This window comes from Lactobacillus delbrueckii subsp. bulgaricus (assembly GCF_046938665.1).
Taxonomy (GTDB): Bacteria; Bacillota; Bacilli; order Lactobacillales; family Lactobacillaceae; genus Lactobacillus; species Lactobacillus delbrueckii_C.
In genome coordinates this window covers 1-404 of record NZ_JBKZCD010000076.1, presented here as the reverse complement: position 1 = coordinate 404, position 404 = coordinate 1, and the positions used below count along the sequence as shown (strand labels likewise).

Annotated in this window: 1 protein-coding gene; it reads left to right on the top strand. The window is 44.3% G+C overall.

Annotation, left to right across the window (positions count from 1 at the left end):
- Nucleotides 1–404: IS3 family transposase (locus tag ACLUXO_RS10255; RefSeq protein ID WP_412137455.1), on the top strand; the 404-nt coding region annotated here is incomplete at both ends.

The window sequence follows — 404 nt, the reverse complement described above, 5'->3', positions numbered from 1 at the left end:
GGGCAAGAATTGCGGCTTAGCGTTAAGTACATTATTGACGTTATCAATGCCAATCCTGGATTGCCACATATCTCAAGAAGTAACTACTACTACCAAACCCATAAGCTTGATAAGGATTCTGGTAACCAGAAACTGATGGATAGAATCAAAGAGATCTTTCTTGAACACAGCCAGCGCTATGGGTACCGGCGAATCTATGGACAACTTCGCCGGGAGGGCTATGAGATCAACCATAAGAAGGTGCAGAGGCTCATGCAAAAGATGGGCTTATTCGCCATCTCAATCCGCAAGAAACGCAAATACAGCAGCTATTACGGCGTTCAAGGCAAAATCAAGCCAGACTTAATCAAGCGCAATTTCTATGCAATTATTCCCGACAGACATTGGTTTACCGACGTGACAGA